Source organism: Parabacteroides sp. AF39-10AC (assembly GCF_003635405.1).
Classification (GTDB): Bacteria; Bacteroidota; Bacteroidia; order Bacteroidales; family Tannerellaceae; genus Parabacteroides; species Parabacteroides distasonis.
Genome location: NZ_QTLP01000048.1, coordinates 1 through 15,338, shown reverse-complemented (window position 1 = coordinate 15,338; position 15,338 = coordinate 1). Strand labels below are relative to the sequence as shown.

Genomic DNA, 15,338 nt, shown 5'->3' with positions numbered 1-15,338 from the left:
ATACGGGTAGCCGACTCCACGAACGATACGTCCGGCTCATGATCCCCCTTGAAAGGAGTGGGTACCACCATGAAATAAGCGTCGCTCACCCGAGGCTCGGTGTACGCCTTGAAATGTCCGGAGGCCAGTACCTCCCGCAACATCTCCTCCATACCCGGCTCGATGATATGCAATTTTCCTCGGTTGGTAACCTCCACCACCTGAGCGTTAATATCCACGCCGGCGATCTCCACCCCGTGCTTTGCGGCAATAATAGCCGTGGGCAGGCCAATATAGCCCAAACCCATGAAACATGCTTTCATAAGAATTATGTATTATTTTTTTAAGTAAGATATTAGGCAGATCAAGAATGGTCCAACAACGATCAACCTATTGTATAAGAAAGTTTCTTCATGAAATAAAATCAGCACCCTATTAAATCTGAACCCATCAAATGATAGTAATCCATCACCGCTCGAATTTGAGGATCATTCTGAGACTCCTTGCAATTCGTAGCCGACAGGCTTGCTTCTTTATGAATATACTGATAAAAAACGTCCAACGGAATATAGACATATCCTTTATCCGGTAACACTACACACTCCGTTCCATGCAAAACTTCCATGAAATAAAACCACACATCATCGGCCTTTGGAGCCAAACGCATGAACAGGTCCTCCCTACAAATATCCTTATGCAACAAGGAGCGTTTGTATAAACAACCACCGCACCCCGTTGGAAACACAAAACGGCCGCCGACCCCGGAAATTTCCATCTCCCAATCATTATAAGGTCTCAAAATTCCATCATTATTAAATGATACCCGATGAGCTCGATACGTGTAAACATGAGAGGGATCTTTATGATATTCAGCAACTAAACGTTCAACCATATTCCGCCGATAAAAGAAATCATCATCGCAAGTAATAATCAAATCATCCGGATACACCTCTAACGTGGGTATCAACTTCTTATAAGATTTAATATCCTTACAATAGCGGATAGTAAGCCCTTTCTTTTTCAAACGCTTCAAAATAAAAGGCAAATTACCATCATTCCAATGTTCATCATCCAACCATAACAATACCAAGTCTGGTTTATAAGTTTGACGAAGCAATGAAATAACCGTAAACGGGAGTATCTCTCCCACCCTTCGTCCATAACTGGTAAGAGAAACTATTACCTTTTCTTTACGCACCTTCTCCTGATTGATTCCATATGGGATTGTACCTAACCCTACCTTATAGTACAGTTTAAGTAGCTCACCACAAATCGCGGCAAGTAATATTTTAAGTTTATGCATATTTCATTTACTTGTTTAATTGATTAATAAAAGAAACATAATCAAATTGATCAATATATCTCCGTCCATCGAGATATTGCGTAGCATAAATATTTTTCACGCCTTTCACCTTCGAAAACCCACTCAAATAACAAGTAGATTTAAACTGAGGATAAATTTTATCAACAAACGCTACTTTATTTTTAAACGGAAGTTTATCAAAACGCTCTAGCACAGAGACATCACCCCCCAATTTGTCAGCATAACCGCCATATTGTCAGCATTCAAACGTTCACATCTTTCTTTCCACTTAGCAAGTGAATCTGCAAATGCTTTATAATGAACAAAGTGGATTTTTACACCTAATAGTCCTTCTCCTACCGGATAATCAAAACCACTATTTTTAACTTCTTTGATCTCTGAATGAATAAACAAATCCCAATTTTCCAAGGCTGTCAAAAAATCCTCATTGGTCATATACAAATTAATGAACGGTGAATAGAAACGTAAACCCAACCAATGATATAAAAAGCCACCTGTACAATTACTACAGACCAATGAAGGTGATAAATTAGTTAATTTGCTTCTATTTTTACGATTGATACGCTCTTGTAAGATAACTTTCACTTTTCCCAACATACCTATTCTAATTTTTGATGATTGATATAGATTTCACTACCATATTCACACTAATAAAAGCACATATGGAAAATATTTTCGAGAAAAATCTGTTTTTTCCATAGCGCAAGAAGGGTGTTTCAAAAGAACGATATTTCGATTGCAAAAAATTCATGTATTGTTTATTAAAACAATGAGAAATACCCATTCTCCAAACACATTGATTGGCCGCATACACAATTCCAGCTTGAGCGTAAACCAATTCACTCGGATAATTAACCTCCATAAAGTTTGCTATTTCACATTTACCTATCACCGCATCCAAATGTTTTGAGGAGAAGGAAGATTGTGTTATACTGGCATTACGTATCCTATAACAATATTTTTTCTCACCACTAACCGCTATCACATTAGACTTAGCCACCAAACGATAAGTAATAAATACATCCTCATGATATTTTCCTTTTGGATAACGGATATCTTGAAACAATTCCGTACGATATAATTTCCCCCAAGCCACCGTATCAATTCCTTTTGAAGACATAAAATCATGCACACATTCTTTATTTCCATATACTACATAATCCTCAAAAAGAGCTTTATCATCATCCTTAATATCTCCACTCTCTCCAATTAAAAATCTCTGACAAACAGACATATCCGCTTTCACCCCTACAATTCTATCATAAAGGCTCTCAATCATATCTTCAGCTATCCTATCATCACTATCAACAAAAGATATATATTTTCCGCAAGCTTGATCGACCCCCACATTACGAGCGTCAGAAAGACCTCCATTTTCTTTATGAATAACCTCTATGCGATGATCCTTACAGGCATACTCATCACAAATCCTCGGACAATCATCCAAACTACCATCATCTACTAAGATAATTTGCAAATTTCGATAACTTTGATTGATAATACTTTCAATACAGTCTCGCAAATATTGCTCCACGTTGTAAACAGGGACAATGATTGATATTAAATCCATAATAGACACATTAAAAAATCACTTTTCACAACGAACATACATATTACCCTTACAAGTAACAGTATTGTTCATTTTTGAGACTAATAAACCAAAAACAACAAGATTCAGTATTTTATCCATACCTGGAGCTTCTGCCATATACATTACTAAAAAAGAAAAAATAGAACCTTTTACTATTAAAGAAAAAAACGGAACACTGCTTTTTAAAGATTTATTCAATTCATTAAAAAGAGGAACAAGAGATACAAAAAACAGAATCCCTGTCTCATATAAAGATTGCAATATTTGATTATGAGCACTCATATAACCTTTCGTATATTGCTCAGATATATAGAATAAACTCGTAGTTTCTCTAACACCGTTTCCTATAATAGGAGAATTTAAAAATCCATCTACCACCATACCCCAAATTAGGGTTCTATTTGTAAGTGTTAAATTCTTACCTAACAAATCTTCTATCACATATGAAACTAAAGGAGATTCAAGGATGATCATCAAATTTCCAAACAATATAACAAACACAAATAAAGACACAAACACGAGCAATAAAGTATTCAATGACAAAGAAGCTATTTTACGCTGAATCACATTTGGAATCAAAAAAAGAAGCATGCAAACTAAACCAACAACATTGCTACCTGAAAATATAATCAATATAGTAGAAACATGCATTATTATATAAACGCACAAAAGCCTTTTTTCCCCTCGGAAATAGCTATCAATAAGCACAAAACAAAGGCCTTTCATCATTGGATACCCCACCTGATTCTCAATTCCTAGAAAATAAGACTCCCCAGACATCGAATCATTAACAAAAAAAGAAGGAGACACAAGCAAAAAAAAGAAATTAATCGCCATTAAAACAAAATAAAAACAAGCGATATATCGAACAAATAATTTTGTTCGATTAAATGTAGAACATTGCCACAACATCAATCCTCCCATAGCCAAAACCGGGTACATAATCATTATAGCACGACGCACATCTCCATCTTTAATAACAGTAGAAATCAACATACTAAAAAAGACAAGACATATACACCCCATAACTTTTAATGTATTCTTATTAAATTGCTTAATAAGAGCCATCAATATTACAAAAACAGCAAAAAACTTTGAAAGTGAAACATATATTAAAGACAATGTATCAGAATGAAGGATATAATAAGTTTCCCTATCAAATAAAAAATACAAGAATATTATAAAGAACGCTTTCATTTTTGTTTTTATAGCTAGGTCATCTTCTTTTCATCCATCTCCACATTTCACAAAACATATCTTTAATCCCTTTATATTTTATGATTGACAAAAATTTAGTCACATATCCACGAATACCTTTAGGCAAAAAAATAAGTTTTTTACCTAATTCCTGCGCATACCGATCCACATCGCTCACCCAACTCCCCGCGAAATGATGGATCGTCATACTGTTCTCCGTTAAATAAATCTTACCATCCACATACGATTTTGGACACAAATAATCTTGGGGAAGTAACGTGAATCCATTGACAGTCTGTTTCGTATTATTAGGAACAAAACCATATTTCAGGCAAGCGTTCGTAATACGGGTTACATTTGTTGTCACATCTAAACTACCGTCAGGACGCTTGAAATGTAAAACGTCATACTCATGGAGCAGCTCCTCAAAGAGGGGCTGCCCCTCCCGACAGGCCATCAAGCCTGTCGGGATTCGAGACGAAGACTCGAATCCCGACACCGCATCATATTGTAACAGCTCATCTAACGGCTTCAATACCTCTACATCCGTATCCATATAGATACCACCTTCCGTCACCATGGCGTACAAGCGAACCACATCCGTTATGAACGCCCATTTCTTAGCCTCATACGCTTCACGGACATAGTCGTTATAATTCAGATCGAAATTACTCTCGTTCCACTCCTTTATCTCATAGTCCGGAAGATATTTCTTCCACGATTCTATGCACTTCACTGCCAAAGGAGGCAACGGATTGCCCCCGAACCAACAATAATGAATTTTCTTTGGTATCATATTTACTTGAAATATTAGTTACAATTTCATAAACAAAAACGTAAGCTGGTATCTAAGCAACTGCTATTATTCCAATCGCTATACTATTTTTTTAATTTGGTACATACCCTTTGAATATATCCTTGTAATACGACCCGCTCTCCTTCACTCAAAAGTCTATAAACGACACATACGCCCACGATCAACATGCTTGCGAACACTAATAAAAAGCGAGAGAAAGTATCTTCCGGAATCATCAAACTTTGAATTAATCCTACAGAACATAAAATCAAGGACAGGAACAGTCCAGGCATAACCACCTCTTTCAAATAATATCTTATATCCAATCGTATCTGAACATGTATATCATATAGACAATAGAGCCAATAACCTATATTTGCGACGACCGCCACAAAAAAAGGTATCATCGGATCCTGCTGTACTTTCAAAAGCAAATAACTAATAGGCAAAATAGCCAACGTAAACATTCGCCCGTACACCTGATTGTTCTTGATTCGTCCCGTGGCATTCGCCGCTATCCAAAGGGGCGGTATGAAAACTCCTATTAACGATTCACACAAGACCAAACGAGTAAAGGCAACCGTATGTTCCGGCACCTGCCCCAGCCATACCTTCAATAAGAACTCTATCTCCATCATTACCGGAATCGCAAATAGAGCCGCTAAGAAATAAGCATATTTTGAACTTTTCACAATAAGAACTATCATATATTCTCGATCGCCTGACGCATACGACTTTATGATCTGAGGCTTAACCGCTGTCATGATATTCTCGGTAAAACGTGTTACCACTGCACTCACCTGTACAGATATGGCTCGTGCCGCATTAATCGCAGGGCCAAAAAACAAGTTCAAAAGAATATTAGTTCCTTGGATACCTGCTGACCAAGCGAAACATCCAAATAAATTTTGGCCAATAAATCGTGACATATCTTTCACTAAAGAATGATCCCAATAAAAACGTAATTTACATTCGGAGAAAACTCTGATACAGTAAATCGCATAAAGCAACCAAGTGATAAAGGAAACTAACGCTGTCAACATTCCATAAAGAATCAAAGAATCAAATGTTCCGAAAACCTTCAAGAAATACACTATTAGCAATCGAGCGCAAGCCTCAAACAAACCTAAATACGCATACATATTCATTCGCTCGTGCGCCACGATCGATCCCATCAACGGAACTTGATTGATAGCAGAAAGGACGGAGATCAACGAGAACTGATATACCCAAAGCGCCGCTACCGTCCGATCCGGTGGTATTACCAGTTTATTGTAAACAAACCATAATCCCAATGTCTCACCTAACAGTAATAATATAGCAGACAACAGGCACATTAGAGTAAAACTCTGTCGAAAAGCATATTCCACCTCTCGAATATCTTGCTTTCCTAATCCTATATTCATATAACGCTGAGAGACATTGGACAAACTGGAGATAAAAAAAGCCATGATCGAGACTACTCCCCCCACCACATTATAAATACCGAAGTCCTCTACCCCCAATACCTGTAGCACGACCCGACTGGTGTACAGCGTCACCCCCATGATTAGGAGCATGCGCATATAGAGGAACAGCATATTCTTCGCTATCCGCTTATTATTCTCTGATGTAGCAGACATAAAGATAAGTACACAAAACACTTCCATCCCGCCGACAAACCAGCAAGACGAAAATCAAGTGTCTAAATTTAAAATGAGTTTAAACTATATTTATAGAGATAAGTTACCGAGATAAATCACTCAGCATAATACAAATAGTAAAGTACGAATTTACAATATTATTAAATCATTATAATCTCCGGTAATACGATGTTGTAACAAACGGGAATATAATCGACCTTCATCTTTTGTCAATAGGCCTTTAGAGACATAATTCAATCCTAATTGACCGACTACCCCGTTATGGGTTTGCGCCTTGATCCGCTGTTATATCTTCCGCACTCAAACTCATAGCAATCGTATCCCCTCGTCTTTTACGTTGTGTACAAAGGGGGAGAAATGGTATCTCATCCAATCTTTCAAGGTGTAAAGCACCGGGCTGACGCACTCGTTTAACGACCAACCTAGTTCCACTAACGGATAAGATACATTGTCATAATCCTCCACCTCGATTTTTAGCTTGTCCAACAAGATCAATATATCCCAATCCGAATCTGGACGTGCCTCGTCCCTAGCCTGCGAGCCATACAAAAAAAGCATGTCCTCCAGCCGGTACAACCTTACGCAAGGTCTCTTTTATTCGATTTAACACGTCCGTTCTCATAAACTCTATGACATTTATTTTTTCACTTGGTACAAAGGTAAGTTTGCAGCTTTCAAGGAGTGAATACATAAACCCTATATTCGATGCGGCAAAATGGCTGCCACTGTGCAACCAGTTACGGCGACCAATGGCTATGTGTCGGAACATTCGTTCGATGGCATTATTGTGCATCTTATGAGTTCCAGTCTGCTTAATGAAGACTATCGCTTTACCCAATTCTCAATAGCCAATCCCTTTATATTCGCAAAATGCTTTACATTATCTGTAACTAGGATCAAGTTGCCGCTACAGGCTGCTGAACCTATGAGCAAATCAAAATCCTCTATGGATACACCCAACGAACGAAGGCGATTCTTTTCTTGAGCGTAGAACTCGATGGAGTCTGTAAAAGGTACAATGTTTATCAACCTAATAAATCGATCTATCAAATCAAGGTTCTCTTTGATACGATCACTTTTATATGCGCCATATTTCAATTCTGCGATGGTGACCTCCGACACATAACATTGCAATGCCCCAACCTTTTGGAGTTTTTCCGCTATTCCATATTTACGACGGAACAGAAAAACACAAATACTCGTATCCAAAAGGTATTTCTTCATATCACAGTTCTATTTCACGATTTGAGGTTCGTGAATTTCGGATATCCTCTATGATCGACTCAGCGGAACGGGAATCTTTCCACTCCCCGGCAAATTGCGAGGCCCAATTATCATCTATGGACTGATCCTTGCTTAACAATGATTTAGAAAGCCGGGATATTAGCTCTAACTTCATATCCGAACTCAAGTTTTTAAGGATACTCCAATAAGTATCCATATTCGGAATATTCATTTCAGGAACGATCGTCGCATTCATAACTCATTTTCTTTATTAGGCAAATATATCCATTTTCTCCTTTATCGCAAACATTTCTCCTCTAAATATCAAAATATGCAGTCCCTCTACCCCTCCCCCAGCACATACTTCACGATCGCCCGCCGGATATTGCGCAAGCTCTTGCCTTGCTTGAAGGGGAGCAGGGGGATGATGGCGTTGATGAATTCCTTGCTCTTGATAAGTTTGGCCGGTTCCACGCAGTCGCAAAAGACCTCGTTGAAAAGGTCGGTCAGCACCGTTTGGCAGAGGGTGGCCACATCCGGGCATTGGGCGATTCGCTTTACGAAGTCGTGACGCACCTCCTCGTCTTGGATATAGGAGGCTAATAAATCACACGGCTCCGGATCCGGCCTCACGTCCTTTTCCGAAACGACCTCCGGCTTTTCTCCCGGGTCCAAGCAAATATATTGAATGGCAAACATGGCGTTGGGCAGCACCTGTATGTTCTCGCCATGGATGTGCAGCACACACGGGCTCGCTTTCTCTTCACTCATATCTTCTTCTTTTTCCTGTCACCGAATTACTTTTATGCGCAAATAACTTACCGATAGGTGCAAATAACTTACCGGACCGTTTTTTCTCACTCTTTTACCTTTCCTTTACCAGCCTAAACTTTAAATCAAACGAGCTAATGAAAGAATGTATCATGTCCTTTTTCAACGCCCCCATCTCCAATCAAGTGCCGAGCGGCGTGACCAGTGTCAAACAGTTGCATACCTATATCACCTCCAACGAATGGTTGAAAGAACGAACGCTCAGCGTACAGGACGCTTTGAGCGACGAGAAACGGTTCCGCAAACTGAAGCAAAACTTACTGCCATACGTCACACCGGCCGGGGTCTTCTCCTATCGCAAGGAAGACCGCCTGTTATTCCTTTCCGGAGAGTTTGTCATCGATATCGACCATCTCCCCTCGCCGGAGGAAACCCTCCACTGGCGAGACACCTTGTTCGCCGATAATAAACTGAGACCGGACCTAGCTTTCGTCAGCCCAAGCACCACAGGCGTGAAACTGCTCGTCCCCTACCGGCTCTCACCCAAGGCTTCCATAGAGGAATCTTTTGATAAGGCACGGCTATCGGCATGGGAATACCTGAAATGGAAATACGGATTGAACGCGGATGCCTCAAACGCCGATCTCTCACGGGCGTGTTTCCTCTGCCATGATCCCTCCGCTAAGCTGCGGGAGAGTTGATAGTTGACAAATGACAGTTGACAGTTTAAATCATAAATTATAACTTATAAATCAAATGAACCCATTATCAGATTTAGAGCGGCTTGTCGCCGCCATCGAACACCAAGGGGCGAACATCGCTCCCACTTACCAAGAGTATATGCCGATCGCCTTCGCCACCGCCAACGATTGCGGGGAAGCGGGAAGGACGTTCTTTCATCGCATCTGCCGCCTGTCCGAGAAATACGTCTACGAAGAAGCGGACAAGCTATACGACCACGCCCTCAAAGCGGGCAACGGGCACAACGGATTAGGCTCCGTCTTCCACTGGGCCGAGATTGCCGGCGTAAAAACGGACAAGCAACTGGCCGACACCTTCCGCCAATACCCGAGGGAGAACAAGAATCCTTCAAACCTTCAAGCCCCTCTCACACCCACACACGCACATACGTACGCACGTGAGGACTTGCCACCCGCTTTCCCGGATTATCCGTGGCCCCCGTTCATCAAGCAGATGATCGATTGCGGGAACTCCATCGCCCAGCGTGACATACTCCTGCTGGGAGTATTCACCGTACTCGGGGGCACCTTGAACAAGCGGGTACGGGTGTTATACGGACAAAAATACATGTACCCATGCCTACAAACCTTCATCGTAGCGCCTCCCGCCTCCGGAAAAGGAGCCTTGACATGGGTCAGGCGCCTAGCTGAACCTATTCACGAGGAGATGATGGCCCGCTACAAAGACAGCCTAAAGAATTATCGGGAGGAAAAGAACCGATGGGACTCACTCGGCAAGAAACGCTCCGAGACGCCCGAGCCGGAACAACCGCCCCTCAAGATGTTCCTCATAGCCGGCGATAACTCGGGTACCGGTATCTTAGAGAACCTCATAGAGGCCGACGGCGTGGGGCTGATCTGCGAGACCGAGGCTGATACCGTGAGTACCGCCATCGGAGCGGATCACGGCCATTGGAGCGATACCTTGCGTAAATGCCACGACCATGAGCGACTGGCCTTCAACCGGCGTACCAATCATGAGTACCGGGAATGCGATGAGTCTTATCTCAGCGTATTGCTAAGTGGAACCCCGGCGCAAGTAAAGCCGCTGATCCCCTCGGCGGAGAACGGCCTGTTCTCTCGCCAGTTATTCTATTTCATGCCACCTATCGATGAGTGGATGGACCAATTCGATTCGGAAAGCGAGGATTACGGCCTACGCTTCGCCACATGGGGAACACAATGGAAACAGGTACTGGACCTGATCAACGGATCGGTCCAAACGATCCAGCTAAGGCTATCCGAGAAACAGAAAGAGCTGTTTAACCAACGGTTCGCCCAGTTATTCTCCCACGCCGGTTACGCCTATGGAGGTTCCATGCGAAGCGCCGTGGCCCGTATCGCCATCAATACCTGCCGGATCCTGAGCATAGTAGCCCTGTTAAGAGCCTTGGAGAAATTCCTCCCTCCCCAACAAAAAATTTTCAATTCTCAATTTTCCATTTTCAATTCCCCCGGTCTCTCCCCCGCCCCGGAGATCCCCATCGAGAATATCAAGGATGGTATCGTCCCCAAGCTGGACCTGCGGGTCACCGACGAGGATTTCCAAGCCGTACTCACGCTCATAGAGCCTCTTTACCGCCATTCGAGCTACGTGCTGGGCTTCCTGCCTACCTCCGAGGCCATCCCTGTCCAGACCTCTCCTGAACAGGCTTTATTCAATGCCCTCCCAATGATGTTCTGCCGTCGGCAGGCCGTGGAGGAGGCAGCGAAGAACGGCATACCCGAGAAAACACTCGACTCCTCCCTCAAACGGATGCTGGAGAAGGGAACACTGATCAAGACCGCACGGGGCGAGTACGCTTTCTCCTCGCACGTGTGTGTGCGTGAGGGACGCCCGAAGGAATGAAGGAATGAAGGAAATGCCACTACTGTCATCGCCCGTAAGCACTACCGTCGCAGCCCTACGCCAGTACTGGCGTTGTCTGATGCCAGTACCGGCATCGCCGCTCGCCTATACCGACGGGTGGCGGTGTCTCCTCTCAAGGACGACCCAAGTAACGGAAGATCAGCTCCACTTGCAGGGAGGTGAAGACCCGTTGCCTCGGGCGGTAGCCCGTATCACCAAGCTCCCGGGTCAGCCGATCGTTATACCGCATCCATTCCGCCAGCCGATTCAGGGCCGAGACGGGGCTGATCTCGGGGGCGTAGGCCATGGCCAGCTCCCGCTTGGAATAAGGCCGCACGGGCCACTCGTCGATTTGTGTGTATCCTGTTCGCATATCGTTCGCATTTTTAAGATTTATCTTATTGGTATAAAGATACTTAAAACATACGACACGAACAACTATACGGATGTTTATTTTTCAGCATATCTCCTCTTTTATCTCCCTTATTCATCCGCTGTCAGCGGTATTCATTTCAGAGGAAACCGAATGTCGTACATTCGTTATCGAAAACAAATCGATTTCATTTTCAATTTTCAATTATCAATTTTTAATTATCAAATCTATGGCTTTAAATTACAGCGTGTCCCTTCGGACCAACCCTATCAAGAAAGACGAGCCGGCGAAAGCGTACGCCACGGCACAGATCAATGGTGAGCTATCGCTCAAGCAGCTGAGCCGCCGGGTATCCATGCAAACCACCGTCAGCCGGGCGGATGTGGTGGCGGTATTGATCTCCACTGTCGAGAACCTGCTCGATGCCCTCCAAGAGGGGAAACAGGTGGATTTCGGCGAACTGGGTAAATTCCGGCTCCATATCCTCAACGAGGGTGCGGAGAGTCTTGAGAAATTCACATCTACAAACATCACCGGGGTTAGTATCCAGTATATACCGGGCGAGGACTTGAAGAATGTCTTCGCCGGGCTGGAGTTCCAGCCCGTGGCTACCCGCAAGGCTCAGCAAGCGGTGCTCCGTGCGGAGAAGGCTGGGGAGACTACCGTGGATATCTCGAAGAAGCCGGCTGCTGGGGGTGGGGATTCGGAGTCGCCTGATGAGATCTAATGTGTCACTTTTGGCTTGACCCAAAAGTAACCAAAAGGTCAAGGCTGACGCTGACGGGCTACTTCGAGACCTACGCTCGCTGTCGCATCCCAACTCGCTTCGCTCAGACAGGGATGCTCCTCACGCTCGCTACGGTCTCTTCGCTTGACGCCCGTCCGCTGAGGCCGTCCGAAGGAAAGCGAAGCTTTCCTCTTATATCAGCCGGGATATCATTATTCAATTCATTATTCACTATTAATTATTAATTATCATGAAAAAGTCCGTATGGAGTACTATTATCAAAGTGATCATCGCCGTAGCTACCGCCATCGCAGGGGCACTTGGCATCCAATCCTGTATTCTCTAATTTTCAATTATCATGGGTAAGGCTTATTGTTTCTACCAGAATTACAGGGAGGTCAGACTCCTTGTAATTCATTGCTCGGCCACACGATATGACAGGGATTTTCCTGTGGAGGCGCTCCGTTCATCGCACAAGGCACGGGGATTCGCCGATATCGGCTATCATTTCTATATCACACGGGACGGGGAGCTACATCGTTGCCAACCGGTCAACCAGATCGGGGCGCACGCAGCCGGATGGAACGACAAAAGTATCGGTATATGTTACGAGGGAGGACTGGACGAACAAGGCCGTCCAGCCGATACCCGGACCTACGCCCAGCGCTGTACCTTGATGGATCTGCTACGGCAATTACGAAGGGATTACCCGGAGGCACGCATCCTAGGACATTACCAACTTAGCCCCTATATCCGTAAGGCTTGCCCCTGCTTTGACGCAAGGGAGGAGTATAGGGAACTATAATTTACTGATGAAGATCGAGAAGCATCCTATTAATCGTATCCAAAAGAGGTGGAACATCCTCTTTACAGATACGAAAAATTTCTTCCGCATCCACCTCGAAGTAATGATGTACGATAACATCCCTGACTCCCATCACATTCTTCCAAGGTATCTCAGGGTAATTAGAGAGAAACTCTCGCTTAGTTATCTTATCCAAATTCTTTACGCTCTCGCCGACAGCCGATAATTTCATGCAAATGCTGTCCAGCAAGATCACTCCCTCATTCGAGGAGAGGAAGTCATCCGCAAACCGTATCCTCTCGCTTCGCTGGATGATTTCCTCCAACGATTTTTTCAGCAATTCGAGTATATGATAAGCTATTAGTCGTTCAAACATAGATTCCTTCACTTAATATGCGATCCTTAAAAAAGGTATCCATTCTTTCCCGCAGACGGACAATGTCAACTGGACATCCCAAGAGCTCTTCTAAATCAGCCTTTATTCCAGACAACGCAAAGAAACCATGGAGATTTCCCTCCACGTAAACATCGATATCACTCTGCTCCGTGTTCTCTCCACGGGCAACAGAGCCAAATATCCCCATACGGGAAATACCGTATTTGGAGGCATTCTCCGTCATATACTGACGCAGCAATCGTATATATTCGGTCTTTGTCTTCATAAGCGATGCTTTAATGAGCCAAATATAAGCTTTATTTGTCATCCTTACAAGAAAACAGGCAAAGAGCTGTCAGAATTTCTTACCGGACGCTTCCTCCCTCTCTCTCCGGAGATAAGCCTGTTGATTGACAGATGGAGAAGAGACCACAGGAAGAGGTTCAAGAACAAGAGGTATGTAATATTCATACGCTTGGCCAACAGCAAGTTCAACGTTATGAAGAAGATCGATACGCACAGAATCGTCACCATCACCATCCGTACACGCATACCCGTACGAAGCAACTTGTGATGGAAATGATTCTTATCGGGCAAGAACGGGTGACGATGATTACGAAGGCGATGAAGCACCACACGGATTACATCGAGCAAAGGGACCAAGACCGTGGAGAAAGCGATCACCATATAGGGATTTGGTAACTCCGGTGAGACTTGGTTCGACACGCACAGATGGATGATCAGGAAACCGATCACGTAACCCAGCGTAAGACTACCCGCATCACCCATAAAGAGCTTATGGCCACGGTTTGCGTTGCCAAAGACGTTGTAACACCAAAAAGGCATGAGGACTCCCAGCGTACAGATGGCCAACAAGGCGTACACATACTGCATGCGGATAAAGAAGATCACGCTCAAGACCGACAGGGCGATACTGCACAAACCGGAGGCCAAGCCATCGATACCGTCTATCAAGTTAATGGCGTTCGTGATATACACTACGATAAAGACCGTGACGGGGATTCCCACCCAAGCGGGAACCGAGTATACACCGAACAAGCCTCCCAAGGAACCGAACCAATTACCGGACAGTACCAATAATAATGCCGACACGATCTGGACGGCGAACTTGTAACGGTAGCCAACACCCACAAGATCGTCGCAGACACCCACTAGATAGAGTAGCGTCATGCCCACGAACAGAAAGAGATACTCATAGAGCATGTTGAACGACAGGCTCGATGAGTCCATATCCCAAAAGTACAGGCGGAAGCCTATCACAAGGAACATGGACATCAGGATCACCGGAAAAAACGACAGGCCGCCCAGACGGGGGACCGGCGTCGTATGTACCTTACGGGAATCCGGGACATCATATAACCGTTTCTTGTGGGAGATCACCAAGATCCTCGGGATGATCACCATCCCGAACAGCACGGAAAAAAGGAAGCCCGACAGTAGTAGTAATGTTATTTGCATGATTTGCGTATTAGTTATTTCTTCTTGTCACCGGCCTCGAAACCGTAACCATAGCCGTAGCCGTAGCCATAACCGTATCCCTTGCCGTAGCCGTATTTCTTGCCGTAACCGTAGCCGTAGCTGTTCTTGCGCTTGCTCATATCAAGGCCGTTGATGACCGTCGCGAGCTTCGGGAACTTACGCTCACGCCGTAACACGTTGATGTAGCTGAAACCGGCCTTCGGTGTCACGTCCGCACGGCAGACGTACACGCACATGTCAGCCACACGGCCGATGATCGCCGTATCCGTAACCATGCCGATAGGGGCCGTATCCAAGATGACATAGTCGTACCGTTCCTTCAACCGGGCGATAGCCCTCTCCAGCACGTCACGGGCGACCAGCTCAGTCGGGTTCGGGGGGATAGGACCACCCGGGAGGATATCGAGGTTAGGGCTGATATCGGATCGCTGGACCATGTCGAA

At 44.2% G+C, this 15,338-nt stretch carries 23 protein-coding genes and 1 pseudogene; 6 read left to right on the top strand and 18 right to left on the bottom strand.

Annotation, left to right across the window (positions count from 1 at the left end; all coding sequences use genetic code 11):
• From DW033_RS23345 to DW033_RS23285, 13 genes and pseudogenes are all read right to left on the bottom strand, one after another.
• Positions 1–302 (bottom strand): annotated as a pseudogene (locus DW033_RS23345) (UDP-N-acetyl-D-mannosamine dehydrogenase); the annotation flags it as partial.
• A gap of 101 nt (positions 303–403) precedes the next feature.
• Positions 404–1,282, bottom strand: coding sequence for a glycosyltransferase (locus tag DW033_RS23340; protein ID WP_008778250.1), 879 nt, complete (start codon positions 1,280–1,282; stop codon positions 404–406).
• A gap of 7 nt (positions 1,283–1,289) precedes the next feature.
• Entirely contained in the window at positions 1,290–1,496 is a 207-nt protein-coding gene (locus tag DW033_RS25425; protein WP_008778249.1) for a DUF1919 domain-containing protein, read from the bottom strand.
• Positions 1,490–1,900 carry a DUF1919 domain-containing protein gene (locus DW033_RS23330; protein ID WP_121960896.1) on the bottom strand — a complete coding sequence of 137 codons (411 nt, stop codon included), beginning with the start codon at positions 1,898–1,900 and terminating at the stop codon, positions 1,490–1,492. Before DW033_RS23330 ends, DW033_RS25425 begins: the two co-directional genes overlap by 7 nt.
• Positions 1,901–1,907: 7 nt before the next feature.
• Positions 1,908–2,873 carry a glycosyltransferase family 2 protein gene (locus DW033_RS23325; protein ID WP_005867966.1) on the bottom strand — a complete coding sequence of 322 codons (966 nt, stop codon included), beginning with the start codon at positions 2,871–2,873 and terminating at the stop codon, positions 1,908–1,910.
• An 18-nt stretch (positions 2,874–2,891) separates the two neighbouring features.
• Positions 2,892–4,091, bottom strand: a complete 1,200-nt coding sequence (locus DW033_RS23320) for an O-antigen ligase (protein ID WP_034530492.1) — start codon at positions 4,089–4,091, stop codon at positions 2,892–2,894.
• 19 nt (positions 4,092–4,110) lie between these two features.
• Entirely contained in the window at positions 4,111–4,887 is a 777-nt protein-coding gene (locus DW033_RS23315) for a glycosyltransferase family 32 protein (RefSeq protein ID WP_005867964.1), read from the bottom strand.
• Positions 4,888–4,970: 83 nt separating this feature from the next.
• Positions 4,971–6,509, bottom strand: a complete 1,539-nt coding sequence (locus DW033_RS23310; RefSeq protein ID WP_008778245.1) for a lipopolysaccharide biosynthesis protein — start codon at positions 6,507–6,509, stop codon at positions 4,971–4,973.
• Positions 6,510–6,836: 327 nt separating this feature from the next.
• A complete protein-coding gene (locus tag DW033_RS23305) occupies positions 6,837–7,088 on the bottom strand; it encodes a nucleotidyltransferase domain-containing protein (RefSeq protein WP_008778244.1) in 252 nt (83 codons plus the stop codon).
• Positions 7,060–7,368, bottom strand: a complete 309-nt coding sequence (locus DW033_RS25420) for a transposase (RefSeq protein WP_227793779.1) — start codon at positions 7,366–7,368, stop codon at positions 7,060–7,062. The genes DW033_RS23305 and DW033_RS25420 overlap by 29 nt, the downstream gene beginning before the upstream one ends.
• Positions 7,353–7,754, bottom strand: a complete 402-nt coding sequence (locus tag DW033_RS23295) for a type II toxin-antitoxin system VapC family toxin (RefSeq protein ID WP_005867959.1) — start codon at positions 7,752–7,754, stop codon at positions 7,353–7,355. The genes DW033_RS25420 and DW033_RS23295 overlap by 16 nt, the downstream gene beginning before the upstream one ends.
• A 1-nt stretch (position 7,755) precedes the next feature.
• Positions 7,756–8,010: a hypothetical protein gene (locus DW033_RS23290; RefSeq protein WP_005867958.1), complete on the bottom strand. Its 255-nt coding sequence runs from the start codon at positions 8,008–8,010 to the stop codon at positions 7,756–7,758.
• An 86-nt stretch (positions 8,011–8,096) separates the two neighbouring features.
• Positions 8,097–8,525: a hypothetical protein gene (locus DW033_RS23285; protein WP_005855752.1), complete on the bottom strand. Its 429-nt coding sequence runs from the start codon at positions 8,523–8,525 to the stop codon at positions 8,097–8,099.
• Positions 8,526–8,662: 137 nt separating this feature from the next.
• On the opposite strand from DW033_RS23285, the gene DW033_RS23280 reads away from it, so the two are divergent.
• Positions 8,663–9,226, top strand: coding sequence for a BT4734/BF3469 family protein (locus DW033_RS23280; RefSeq protein ID WP_005855750.1), 564 nt, complete (start codon positions 8,663–8,665; stop codon positions 9,224–9,226).
• 55 nt (positions 9,227–9,281) lie between these two features.
• Positions 9,282–11,114, top strand: a complete 1,833-nt coding sequence (locus tag DW033_RS23275; RefSeq protein ID WP_122383213.1) for a DUF3987 domain-containing protein — start codon at positions 9,282–9,284, stop codon at positions 11,112–11,114.
• A 133-nt stretch (positions 11,115–11,247) separates the two neighbouring features.
• Here the strand turns inward: DW033_RS23275 and DW033_RS23270 are convergent, their stop codons facing one another.
• Entirely contained in the window at positions 11,248–11,487 is a 240-nt protein-coding gene (locus DW033_RS23270) for a DUF4248 domain-containing protein (protein WP_005855745.1), read from the bottom strand.
• Positions 11,488–11,716: 229 nt separating this feature from the next.
• Between DW033_RS23270 and DW033_RS23265 the strand changes: the two genes are divergently transcribed.
• The 4 genes from DW033_RS23265 to DW033_RS23255 are packed head-to-tail and all read left to right on the top strand — an operon-like array spanning position 11,717 to position 13,019.
• The gene (locus DW033_RS23265) at positions 11,717–12,214 is read left to right on the top strand and encodes an HU family DNA-binding protein (RefSeq protein ID WP_005855743.1); all 498 of its coding nucleotides are present in this window, start codon (positions 11,717–11,719) and stop codon (positions 12,212–12,214) included.
• Positions 12,214–12,459 carry a hypothetical protein gene (locus tag DW033_RS25415; protein WP_122383212.1) on the top strand — a complete coding sequence of 82 codons (246 nt, stop codon included), beginning with the start codon at positions 12,214–12,216 and terminating at the stop codon, positions 12,457–12,459. Before DW033_RS23265 ends, DW033_RS25415 begins: the two co-directional genes overlap by 1 nt.
• 5 nt (positions 12,460–12,464) lie before the next feature.
• The gene (locus DW033_RS24560; RefSeq protein ID WP_005855736.1) at positions 12,465–12,560 is read left to right on the top strand and encodes a smalltalk protein; all 96 of its coding nucleotides are present in this window, start codon (positions 12,465–12,467) and stop codon (positions 12,558–12,560) included.
• 12 nt (positions 12,561–12,572) lie between these two features.
• Positions 12,573–13,019 (top strand): N-acetylmuramoyl-L-alanine amidase, encoded by a 447-nt coding sequence (locus tag DW033_RS23255; RefSeq protein WP_057326612.1) that lies wholly within the window; start codon positions 12,573–12,575, stop codon positions 13,017–13,019.
• 1 nt (position 13,020) lies between these two features.
• Here the strand turns inward: DW033_RS23255 and DW033_RS23250 are convergent, their stop codons facing one another.
• The 4 genes from DW033_RS23250 to DW033_RS23235 all read right to left on the bottom strand — a co-directional run.
• Entirely contained in the window at positions 13,021–13,395 is a 375-nt protein-coding gene (locus tag DW033_RS23250; RefSeq protein ID WP_044546756.1) for a DUF86 domain-containing protein, read from the bottom strand.
• Complete coding sequence (locus tag DW033_RS23245) at positions 13,388–13,681, bottom strand: nucleotidyltransferase family protein (RefSeq protein WP_044546759.1); 294 nt, start codon at positions 13,679–13,681, stop codon at positions 13,388–13,390. Before DW033_RS23245 ends, DW033_RS23250 begins: the two co-directional genes overlap by 8 nt.
• 44 nt (positions 13,682–13,725) lie before the next feature.
• Complete coding sequence (locus tag DW033_RS23240) at positions 13,726–14,874, bottom strand: MraY family glycosyltransferase (RefSeq protein ID WP_122383211.1); 1,149 nt, start codon at positions 14,872–14,874, stop codon at positions 13,726–13,728.
• Between the two features lie 14 nt (positions 14,875–14,888).
• On the bottom strand, positions 14,889–15,338 hold a 450-nt coding region (locus DW033_RS23235; RefSeq protein WP_147423698.1), incomplete at its 5' end, for a CpsD/CapB family tyrosine-protein kinase.